Raw genomic sequence first — 10,373 nt, forward strand, 5'->3', positions numbered from 1 at the left:
GCTCACCGAGAGGGGAAAGAAGTATGCTGAGATAGGCCTTCCTGAGTGGAGGGCTCTGAAAGTTCTGAAGGAGAAGGAAAAGGCAACTCTCGACGACCTCAGAGGGGTTCTCAGCGATGACGAGCTCAAGCCGATAGTCGGCCTCCTACGGAGAGAGGGCTGGGTCAACGTGAAGAAAGAGAGGGGAAGGCTCGTTTTAGAGATAACCGAGGAGGGCCTCAAAGCCGGGGAGAGACCCATCGACAGGGCCCTGAAACTTTTGACCGAGAGGGGAACTGTCCCAGTCAGTGAGATAGAAAAGTTCGTCCCAGTTAAGGAGCTTAAGAGGAGGAAGGTTGGCGAGGAGGAGACTGTAACCGAGAGGGAAGTTGAGATAACCCCCGCTGGAGAGGAGCTGGTAAAGAAGGGAATCGAGCTGAAGAGGGAAGTTTCCGTTCTGACGCCAGAGCTCATAAAGTCCGGCAAATGGAGGGAAGTCGAGTTCAGGCGCTTTGATATAAAGGCTCCCGTGAGGAAGATTTATCCCGGCAAGAAACAGCCTTACAGGGCTTTCCTCGACAAGATAAGGAGAAGGCTCATCGAGATGGGCTTCATCGAGATGACCGTTGATTCCCTCATAGAGACCCAGTTCTGGAACTTCGACGCCCTCTTCCAGCCGCAAAATCACCCAGCAAGAGAGTGGACAGACACATATCAGCTTAAATATCCAAAAAGCGGGTACCTACCCGGGGAGGAGCTCGTCGAGAAGGTCAGGGAGGCCCACGAGAAGGGTCTTGCCGGTTCAAGGGGCTGGGGCTACGTTTGGAGTCCTGAGAGGGCGATGCTCCTAATGCCGAGGGCACATGGAACTGCCCTGAGCGGGAGACAGCTGGCCAAAGGCGTCGAAATACCTGGAAAATACTTCACGATACAGCGCGTCTTCAGGCCTGACGTTTTGGATAGGACGCACCTAATAGAGTTCAACCAGGTGGACGGCTTCGTTGTCGGCGAAGAGCTCAACTTCAGGCACCTCTTAGGGATTCTCAAGCGCTTCGCGGTCGAGATAGCCGGAGCAAAAAAGGTAAAGTTCCTGCCCGATTATTACCCCTTCACCGAGCCGAGCGTCCAGATGAGCGCCTATCATCCAGAACTTGGCTGGGTCGAGTTTGGCGGTGCTGGAATATTCCGCGAGGAGATGACAAAGGCCCTGGGAATTGACGTTCCAGTTATAGCGTGGGGAATAGGGATAGACAGATTAGCTATGTTCAAGCTCGGCATTGATGACATCCGCTACCTCTTCAGCTACGATTTAAGATGGCTCAGGGAAGCGAGGCTCGTGTGGTGAGGTGATACCATGCCGAAGTTCGATGTTTCGAAGTCCGACCTTGAAAGGCTCATAGGAAAGAGCTTCACCGTCGAGGAGTGGGAGGACCTCTTCCTCTACGCCAAGTGCGAGCTCGACGACGTCTGGGAGGAGAACGGTGAAATCTACTTCAAGGCGGATTCAAAAGACACCAACAGACCCGACCTCTGGAGTTCTGAAGGAATAGCAAGGCAGGTTAAGTGGGCGCTGGGAATGGAGAGGGGACTGCCGAAGTACGGAATGGAGAAAAGCAACGTCACCGTTTACGTCGATGAAAAGCTGAAGGACATCCGTCCCTACGGTGTCTACGCAGTTGTAGAGGGCTTGAACCTCGACGAGGAGGCTCTCAAGCAGATGATAAACCTCCAGGAGAAAGTAGCTTTAACCTTCGGAAGAAGGAGAAGGGAGGTAGCGATAGGCATCTTTGACTTCGACAGGGTCAAGCCACCAATCTATTACAGGGCAGCGGAAAAGACCGAGAAGTTCGTCCCGCTCGGCTTCACCGAGGAGCTAACGCTTGAGGAAATCCTTGAAAAACACGAGAAAGGACGGGAATACGGGCATCTGATAAAGGACAAGCCCTACTATCCTCTCCTCGTTGATTCCGAGGGAAAGGTTCTTTCAATGCCGCCGGTCATCAACTCCGAGGTAACTGGCAGGGTGACAACCGAAACTAAGAACGTCTTCGTTGACGTTACCGGCTGGAATTTGAAGAAGATCATGCTCGCTTTAAACGTTGTCGTTTCTGCCCTAGCCGAGCGCGGTGGGAAGATAAAGAGCGTGAGGGTTGTTTATCCGGACTTCGATATTGAAACGCCAGATTTAACGCCGAAGTCTTTCCAGGTAGAGCTGGACTACATAAGGAAGTTAGCTGGCCTTGAGCTGAGCGACGAAGATATCAAGGAGCTCCTTGAGAGGATGATGTACGGGGTTAAGCTCGAAGATGGAAAGGTAAAGCTCCTCTATCCCGCTTTTAGAGACGATATAATGCACGCCCGCGATGTCCTTGAGGATGTTCTCATAGCCTACGGCTACAATGAGATAGAGCCCGAAGAGCCCAAGCTGGCAGTCCAGGGCAGAGGGGACAAGTTCATTGACTTTGAGGACGCCGTAAGGGAGCTCATGGTCGGCTTTGGCCTGCAGGAGGTAATGACCTTTAACTTAACCAACAGGGAGGCCCAGTATTCAAAGATGAACCTCCCCTGCGGGGAGGAAGAGGAGTGCGCGGACTACTTCAACCACCCACCGGCAGAGCTCGTCGAGATTGAGAACCCGATAAGCCCCAAGTGGTCGGCCCTGAGGAACTGGCTCCTTCCGAGCCTGCTCGACTTCCTGGGCCAGAACACCCACGAGGAGTATCCGCAGAGGCTCTTCGAGGTCGGGAAGGCGACGATGATAGACGATGACAGGGAAACCAAGACGGTAAGCGAGAGCAAGCTGGCCGTCGCTCTAGCACACCCGCGCGTTACCTTTACAGAGGCCAAAGAGATACTGGACTCGGTGATGAGGCACCTAGGCTTTGAGTACCAGCTTGAAGAGATCGAGCACCCGAGCTTTATCCCGGGAAGGGCTGGAAAAATAGTCGTTGAAGGGAAGGCAATAGGGGTCATAGGGGAGGTTCATCCCATAGTGCTGGAGAACTGGGGTCTTGAGATGCCCGTTGCTGCCTTCGAGCTCTTCCTCCACCCCTTGTACACCAAGCCCTACCTATGAACCCTCCCCCAGACTTTTCTTTACCATCTCGTACATCAGCTCGAAGTTAGTAACGTTGAGTAGCACCTCAATGTCAAAGGCTTCGTCCATACTTCCACCCCCACCCTGTCGTTGGGGAGGGCCTTTATTTTACTTTTCCCTCCAGCTTGGAACATTATCTAAGATTGACCTTTATGTATGTAAAGAAAACTGACAGAACGGCAGAGAAACCCATTTATACCCGACCCCGAAGTTCAACCCATGAAGCTGGCCCTGAGAGTTGCCTACGATGGAACGGCCTTTTACGGCTTTCAAAGACAGCCCGACGTCAGAACGGTAGAGGGGGAACTAATAAGGGCCCTGAAAAAGCTGGGAGTTATCGGAGACCCCGAAAAAGCCGAGTTTAAGGGCGCCTCCCGGACGGATAGGAGCGTTTCGGCCCTCTTCAACGTCGTCTCCTTCACACCCACCAGAAGGCCGGACTTAGCTAGGCCAGAGGTTCTGAACCACCACCTGAGCGACGTCTGGGTCGTTGGAGTGGCCGAGGTTCCGGAGGACTTTCACCCGAGGTTCTGGGCTAAGTCGAAAACCTACCGTTACTACCTTGTGAACGAGGGCTTTGACGTTGAGGCAATCAAAAGGTGCTCCCGCCTCTTCGTTGGGAGGCACGATTTCTCAGCCTTCTCAAGGCTCGAACCTGGAAGAAAACCGGTAAGGAAGCTCGAACGGGTCGAGGTCATCCTGAGACAGGGTTATCTGGTCCTTGAGCTTGAGGGGAAGAGCTTCCTCTGGGAGATGGCAAGGAGAATTGTAAACGCCCTAAGACTCTGCGCCCTCGGTCTGCTCGGTGAAGATGAGATAAGGGAAATGCTAAAGGGAACATATGCGAAGAAAGTTCCCCCAGCACCGGCGGAAGGCCTCGTGCTCTGGCGGATAGACTACCCCGGAATACAGTTCAGAATCGACGAGAAGGGTCTTAGAAAAGCCAGAAGGGATATTTTCGAGCGCTATTCACGGGCCCTTACTAGAGCGGCGCTTTTTGGAGATGCTCTTTTCGAGCTGTAGCCCCGTCTCCCTGTCGTAGAACTTCCCGTAGTACTGCTTCAGGGCTTTCTGCCTCTCAAGGAAGTGAGTAAAGAGCAGAGGATCGTCGTCCTCAACGTCAACTATAACAGCTTTCATGCCCTTCTTGGGCCTGAGGGCACGCCCTATGGTCTGTATCGTCATTATGTCGCTCTTGCCACCACCGGCAAGGATTATCGCCGATATCTCGGGTATGTCAACCCCCTCCTTGAGCAGCGTCGAGATTAAGACAGGAATTTCGCCCCTCTTGTAGGCCTCCAGTATCTCCCTCCGGTTGGGACTCTTGGAGCTTAGAAACTCGGCCTTTATCCCCTCCTCTTCAAGCATATCCTTGAGTATCTTGCCGTGCTCAATGCGCTTTACGTCTATTAAAACCCGGTGCCCCTTTCTGGCGAGCTCAACGGCCTTCTCCACAATCGCCCTGTTCCTCTCGTCGTTGTTCATTATCATGTCCTCGTAGAGCTCCTTATAACGTTCGCTGAATGAAGGCATCGATGACTCGTACCTTATGACCTCGAAGCGGGGCTTTGCTAAAAAGCTCTCCCTGATGAGATCCTCTGCCTTAACCTCATAGATTATCGGGCCTACCACTGCCTCTATCTTGAGCTCCTCCCCGCGTATCCTCCTCCAGGGCGTTGCCGAGAGTCCGAAGCGGTACACCTGAGGAAGTGAGAGACCCAGCTGGTAGAACTTCTCGGCGGCAGAAGTCCTGTGGCACTCGTCAAACATGACGACAGCGTACTCTCCTTGGAGCTTCTCGGCCCCCCTAGAAAGGAGGGTCTGTATCATAGCTACCGTAACGTTTTCCTCCTCCCAGCGGTTGTCCCCCACGATGCCGGCCTTCACCCCAAGTATCTCCTCGACGCTCTCGGCCCACTGGTAGAGGAGCTCCTTGGTGTGAACGACGATTAGAGCAGAAAGGTCGAGCTCGTGTATTATCCTTAAGCCCACAACTGTCTTTCCGCTTCCCACCGGAAGGGCTAAAACACCCATCCTGGTCTTTAGGGCCTTTTTAACGGCCCTTTCCTGATAACGGCGAAGGACGAAGTTCTCATTCCACGTGGAGTTCAACTTCCTCCCCTTCCCTTTCCTCTCGTCTATTATCCTCACGCGGTAGCCTTTGCTGTTGAGGGACTTCTTTACCCTCGGCAGGAGACCAATTGGGAATGTCTTCTCGTAGGGGTCGTAGAGGCTCTCGGGCTTCTCCCACTTCCCATAGTCCTTCTTGTAGGTGAGTAAGTCGTAGACGAGGAAGTAGACCTTAGGCTCGGCCTTCTCAATTCTAACCAGTGCGGAGCCGTCGGGTATCCTGAGGGTCACCATGGGCATGGCCAATCAAATCGGGTCTGGAAAAAGGCTTTATAGACCTTTTGGAACAACTCCCTAAGGTGGTGACATGCTGAGGGAAATACTGAAGGGATTTAATGACGTCGTTGTAATTGAGAAGCCCCTCAAAAAGGAGCTTGAGGTCACGAGGTACCTCCTGGAGTATAAGGACAGACCGGTCCTCTTCAGGGACGTTGAGGGCTGGCAGGTTGCCGGGAACATATGGAGCACCCGAGAGAGGATAGCCACCTATTTGGGACTCAGCCGGGATGAGCTCATCCACTTCATAAGCGATGCGATGACAAACCCTTCCCCATACAGAACCGTTGAAAAGGCTCCCTTCCTCAAGAACTCGACGGGAGACTTTTCGCTCAGAGAACTGCCCGTCCCGAAGTACTACCCCAACTGCGGCGGCCAGTACTTCACCTCGGCGATGGTCATAGCAAAGGACGAGAACGGCTTCGTGAACACCTCTTTCCACAGAATAATGGTTCGCGACGAAAAGACCGGAGCGATAAGGCTTGTGCCGAGGCACCTCTACGCAATGTGGAAGGAGAAGGCAGAAAGGGGAGAAGAACTCGACGTGAGAATAGTCGTTGGCAACCCCATTCACCTCCTACTTGCTGGGGCAACGAGCGTCGCCTACGGAATCAGCGAGCTTGAGATAGCCAGCAGGATGAGCGAAAAGGCCTTTGGAAGGCCCGTTGACGTTGTTGACCTTAAAGGCATTCCCGTTCCCGTTGAGAGCGAGTTCGTCTTCGAGGCAAAGATAACTCCAGAGCTTGTTGAAGAGGGGCCCTTCGTTGACATAACCGGAACCTACGACCACGTAAGAAAACAGCCCCTCATTGTCTTCGAGAGGATGTATCACGTCGAGGAGCCAATCTTCCATGCCCTCCTCCCAGGCGGATACGAACACTTCATGCTGATGGGCCTCCCCAAGGAGCCCCAGATATATGCGAGCGTCAAGCAGGTCGTTCCCAAAGTCCACGGCGTAAGGCTGACGGAAGGCGGAGCTATGTGGCTCCACGCCGTCGTCTCGATAACAAAACAGCACGACGGCGACGGCAAGAACGTGATTCTAGCTGCCTTTGCAGGTCATCCGAGTTTGAAACACGTCGTTGTCGTCGACGAAGACATCGACATCTATGACGACAGGGAAGTTGAGTGGGCGGTAGCCACTCGCTTCCAAGCCGACAGAGACCTTGTCATAGTGTCAAACGCCCGCGGTAGCTCCCTCGACCCCTCTGCTGAGAAGAGCCTGACGGCGAAGTGGGGCATAGACGCAACCAAACCGCTCGAAAGAAAGGAGGAGTTCGAAAGGGCAAGGGTTTAGCCTCTTCTTTATATCCTCATCAACTCCAGGACGAGGTCGGCCTTTTCGCAGTGCGTTCTCAGCCTTTCAAAAACCTCCTTCTTCCCACCGAGAACCGGCCAGAGGATTGAGTCAATGTGGAGCGGGGGAATCCCGGTCTCAAGGGCTATCCTCCTCCAGAAGCTCACAGGTGACTCGTTGGTGAAGCGCCTAGTGTAGGCATTTATCCTGACGTCGTCGGGGATATCTATACCCATCGGATAGGATGTGAACTCCACGAAGGCTATTCTTCCAGCGTAGCCGAACATCTTGACCGCGAAGACTATCGTTTTGGCGCTCTTCTTTGAGCCAAGGACCAAGGCCAGAGCATCCCTTAACCCCATCATGTCCCTAAAGTAGAACCGCCTGAGGTCGTCTATTTCCAGGGAGTCAAGGAAGGGTTCAAGTCTTTCAAGGCGCCTCAGCTTTCCCGCTATGAGTCGCCTGTTGGTTCTCGAAGACGGGAGAAACCCGGCGTAAGCCTTGGCAATGTCCTTTTCTGGCAGGTTGGAGGAGAAGTACCTTGAGAACTCCCACCACCAGTCCTCACCCTTACCGGTCAGCTGGTAGCTGACAAGTGCGTTCGCGATGACAAGCTTCATGAAGAGCTCGTCGTTACCGAGGTTCTCCCTCAGGTTGGTGAGTGCCTCGAACTGGAGGTCGACCCTCTCCTCTATCGTCCTCGCACAGCCAAGGCCGAGCTCCCCCAGTATTTCGACCAGTCTGGAGACCTTCTCCTTATCTTCCCTGTATTTCACCCTGACGAACCTGTCCAATGTCATCCGGTCACGCTCCTCAGGATCTTCTGTATGAAGGCGTTCTCCTCCACGACCTCAGCCCCCCTGTTCCTTGGAAGGCCGAGTTCGACCTTCGCCTCTATCCCCAGGTTCTTTAGGTAGTCGTGGAGTTCAACCGAAAGCCTCTGAAACTCTGACTTAAGGATGACGCCGTAGACCGTCGGCCCCCAGCTGCTCTGCCCTGCACCGTAGGTCTTCCTCTGGAGGAACTCAAGGACGAGTCTTACATCCTCCCTGAACTCTCCCCCCTGGAACTCCTTGAAGTGCATTCCAACGAGCCTCTGTATAGCAGAGAGGTGCTCCCCAAAGGCCCTGATGTTGCCTTCCTTTAGGGCGGGCAGAAGGCCGAGAAGGGTGCGGTGGCTTATCTCCCGCGCGACCTCAACGCTCCCAAAGGTTGAGTCCATGACCGGCCTCTCTTCATCCTCGTCTAGCCCGGGTTCCACCTCGGGGATGACAAGAAGAAAAGCCCAGCCCGATGGAACCTCTTCCCTCAGAATTAAGGGAGGAAGGCCTGAGGAGACCCCACCGTCGAGAACGAAACCACCGTGAGTGAAGGAGTATATACCCGCCCCGCTGTTCTCGCCCCTACCGAGGGCCCGAGCGATGTCCAAGGCAGAAACCCTGAGACCACCCAGCCTTGCAACGGCCCTCCCAACGGCCAAGCTGAGCTGGGTCGTCGAACCCAGACCGACGTGCCTCGGTATTGACTTTCTGACCTCAACGTAGTAGTTCATCCCCGTATTAAAGACGGAGTTCATCCTGCGGAGGGCTTCCGATATAGTTTTCTTGTCCTCCCCCTCGGCGATTATCTCTGTTCTCTCGTAGGGCAAGACCCTCAGCTCATAGCCCCCTTCGAGGGCAACCCCGAGGCTTCCAAAGCGCCTCCCGAGGCTTCCAGTGGGATCTATAAGCCCAAGGTGGAGCCTTCTTGGCGTTCTTACTATCATCTTCTCACCCGCTGAAGTTGAGGAGAAGGGACTTTTAACGGTTTAGCAGAACCGCCTATGGCGACTGTATGAGGTTCGCGGGTGGTAGTCTTAAGGAGAGTTGCTACCTTTATCGTAGAGTTCTCACCCTAATCTTCTCTTCCTTCCACTCCTCAACGAGGGTGAGGAGGAGGGACAGCGAAAGCGGACCGATTATGACCCCCACGAACCCGAAGGCTATGTAGCCACCGAATATGCCAACAACGCTCACAAGGGCATTTACCCCCCACTGCCTCTTTCCCAGTTTTTTCACGAGGAATATATCAGGCAGGGGGGAGATCAAAGTCACCCCGTAGATGGTGAGTGCCAAGGCAACACCAAGTCTGCCAATGGTGTATAGGTAGAAAGCCCCCCCAAGCCAGACCATCCAGCCGCCAACGACCGGGAGCAGTTCAAGGATTGCCGTGAGGATGCCGGCCGCTATGGCCCCACCGATGTCGGAGATACCGTAGATATAGAAGGCCAGAGTCATCATTATACCCTTACCAATGCTGATGAGGAGCCAGCCCCTCAGCATGTAGTGGAGTGTTCTTGCCCCGCTCTCAACGAGCTTCTGGGCCAGCTCCCTGTTACTCGGGGGCAGAAGGGAGTAGAGCTCGTTCTTTACCTCAATTGCATTGACAAGGACTCCGTAGAAGGCAAAGACCATGACAACGACTTGGAGGGCGAGCTTGGGGAGAGAGTAGGTATAGCCAAGGACATAGGCGTTGAAGCGCTCCGTTATGGCTTGAGAGAGCTTCATCGTGAGGTCGTACGTAGCCGGCGGGAGGTGTATCCCCAGGAGCCATTTGAAGAAGGTGTCAACGTATTCCGCAAGGGAGAGCTTGATGTCGTTAATCCAGAGGGCAAAGCCCAAGATAAAGAAGAACGAAAGGAGGGTGAGAACCCCCGTCAGGATGAAGGCCGACCAGCGGTTGCCAACTTTACCTGACAGGCGCTCGTGGAGGGGGTAGAGAATGTAGGCGAGGGTTATGGCTATGATTATAGGAGATATAATCGGACTTACAGTCTCCCAGGTAAGGTAGAGGATTATGAGCGAAAGGACGACCCAGACTGCGGCCTCAAGTTTCATTGAGCATCCCCAAGTATTTGAGTATGAGCTCCGCCATCGAGGGCTTCGTGAAGGTTATAAGGCATCCCCCCTCGTCGAGGAGAAAGTCCCTTCCAATGGCCACGAGCCTCTTCCCGACCTTCACGATACGGGCTCTCTCAAGGTTTATTCTTTCCCTCACCTCAACCGGGATGTTCACGGCCAAGAGGGCCTTTTTAAGCCTCTCGATGACGCTCCTGTTGATGAACTTAAGCGGGCTCGATTCAACTTCGCTGGAGACGATCTCCCCTGCCTCAAGGGGGATCCCCCAGAACTCCTTGGCACACTCAAAGGGATAGACGTAGTCCTCCCCGTAGTCGGGGAGGTACAGCTCCCTTATGATGGTGAGGAGAAGCCTCCGGGCGTCATTCCCGTAAAACTCCACGCGAACTTTGAACTTACCGTCCTCAAAGCCATTCTCAAACACCTCAAGCTTCTCATCGCAGAGCATCCCCCCTCACCCCCCTAGGTACGGCCTCACGTAGCGTGGGTCGAGGTAGAGGGCCTGACTGCCGTATATGGTGAACCCGGAAGGAGTCTGGAGGTTCTTATATATAACGACTTTAGCACCGATTGCGTTCATAAGACTCTCAAGAACCGATATGGCGGTGTCTATGCCTCCCGTCTCGTCCACGAGGGTTCCGGTAACGTTCTCCGCGAACCACGTCCTTCCGGTTGCGAACTTCTTGACAGTGCTCAT

At 54.0% G+C, this 10,373-nt stretch carries 9 protein-coding genes and 1 pseudogene; 4 read left to right on the top strand and 6 right to left on the bottom strand.

Annotated elements, in window-relative coordinates:
- From MVD07_RS01935 to truA, 3 genes are all read left to right on the top strand, one after another.
- Nucleotides 1-1,324, top strand: a 1,324-nt coding sequence (locus tag MVD07_RS01935) for a phenylalanine--tRNA ligase subunit alpha (protein WP_297497916.1), incomplete at its 5' end; no start/stop codon positions are given.
- 9 nt (nucleotides 1,325-1,333) lie between these two features.
- Nucleotides 1,334-3,055, top strand: coding sequence for a phenylalanine--tRNA ligase subunit beta (pheT, locus tag MVD07_RS01940; protein ID WP_297497919.1), 1,722 nt, complete (start codon nucleotides 1,334-1,336; stop codon nucleotides 3,053-3,055).
- A gap of 240 nt (nucleotides 3,056-3,295) precedes the next feature.
- Entirely contained in the window at nucleotides 3,296-4,099 is an 804-nt protein-coding gene (gene truA / locus MVD07_RS01945; RefSeq protein ID WP_297497922.1) for a tRNA pseudouridine(38-40) synthase TruA, read from the top strand.
- Here the strand turns inward: truA and MVD07_RS01950 are convergent.
- Nucleotides 4,046-5,440: a DEAD/DEAH box helicase gene (locus tag MVD07_RS01950; protein WP_297497939.1), complete on the bottom strand. Its 1,395-nt coding sequence runs from the start codon at nucleotides 5,438-5,440 to the stop codon at nucleotides 4,046-4,048. The two genes, truA and MVD07_RS01950, sit on opposite strands and share 54 nt — an antisense overlap.
- 73 nt (nucleotides 5,441-5,513) lie before the next feature.
- Between MVD07_RS01950 and MVD07_RS01955 the strand changes: the two genes are divergently transcribed.
- The gene (locus tag MVD07_RS01955; RefSeq protein WP_297497925.1) at nucleotides 5,514-6,779 is read left to right on the top strand and encodes a UbiD family decarboxylase; all 1,266 of its coding nucleotides are present in this window, start codon (nucleotides 5,514-5,516) and stop codon (nucleotides 6,777-6,779) included.
- Nucleotides 6,780-6,787: 8 nt separating this feature from the next.
- On the opposite strand, the gene MVD07_RS01960 is transcribed toward MVD07_RS01955, so the two are convergent.
- From MVD07_RS01960 to MVD07_RS01980, 5 genes and pseudogenes are all read right to left on the bottom strand, one after another.
- Nucleotides 6,788-7,579 carry an N-glycosylase/DNA lyase gene (locus MVD07_RS01960; RefSeq protein ID WP_297497928.1) on the bottom strand — a complete coding sequence of 264 codons (792 nt, stop codon included), beginning with the start codon at nucleotides 7,577-7,579 and terminating at the stop codon, nucleotides 6,788-6,790.
- A complete protein-coding gene (locus MVD07_RS01965; protein ID WP_297497932.1) occupies nucleotides 7,576-8,544 on the bottom strand; it encodes a beta-ribofuranosylaminobenzene 5'-phosphate synthase family protein in 969 nt (322 codons plus the stop codon). The genes MVD07_RS01960 and MVD07_RS01965 overlap by 4 nt, the downstream gene beginning before the upstream one ends.
- A 109-nt stretch (nucleotides 8,545-8,653) precedes the next feature.
- A complete protein-coding gene (locus MVD07_RS01970) occupies nucleotides 8,654-9,655 on the bottom strand; it encodes an AI-2E family transporter (RefSeq protein ID WP_297497935.1) in 1,002 nt (333 codons plus the stop codon).
- Entirely contained in the window at nucleotides 9,645-10,124 is a 480-nt protein-coding gene (locus MVD07_RS01975) for a PH1570 family protein (RefSeq protein WP_297497937.1), read from the bottom strand. The genes MVD07_RS01970 and MVD07_RS01975 overlap by 11 nt, the downstream gene beginning before the upstream one ends.
- A 6-nt stretch (nucleotides 10,125-10,130) precedes the next feature.
- Nucleotides 10,131-10,373, bottom strand: a pseudogene (locus MVD07_RS01980) (signal peptide peptidase SppA); the annotation flags it as partial.

Source organism: Thermococcus sp., assembly GCF_027008145.1.
In the GTDB taxonomy this organism is placed as follows: Archaea; Methanobacteriota_B; Thermococci; order Thermococcales; family Thermococcaceae; genus Thermococcus.